Source organism: Streptococcus suis, from assembly GCF_002960445.1.
Classification (GTDB): Bacteria; Bacillota; Bacilli; order Lactobacillales; family Streptococcaceae; genus Streptococcus; species Streptococcus hyiners.
The window spans coordinates 1-265 of the sequence record NZ_POJD01000013.1 but is presented as its reverse complement, the minus strand read 5'-3'; the positions used below and the strand labels follow the sequence as shown (position 1 = coordinate 265).

Below are 265 nucleotides of genomic sequence, written 5' to 3'. Positions count from 1 at the left end.
CTCGTGCAATCATCGTGAAATATCCTTTGTCAATGCTGGGAAAAGTTGGTGCTGGCGGTTATAGTAGTCCACATGGAAACGGTCTTCATAGATGGTGACAAGGGCATAGAGGCATTCTCTGACCAAGCCACGAGGTTGGCTGACGGAACCTGGATTGAGGAAGAGGGTCTTACCACGCACTTCGGCATCAGGCACATGCAGATGCCCATACAAACAAATATCCGCATCAACTTCCTGAGCCCAGTAGTCCAACCGTTGCCAGCCG

At 50.9% G+C, this 265-nt stretch carries 1 protein-coding gene; it reads right to left on the bottom strand.

The genetic code is table 11. The features are described from left to right. Positions 1–9: 9 nt before the first annotated feature. A partial coding sequence (locus C1G53_RS00055; protein ID WP_192873086.1) for a metallophosphoesterase family protein occupies positions 10–265 on the bottom strand: 256 nt, incomplete at its 5' end.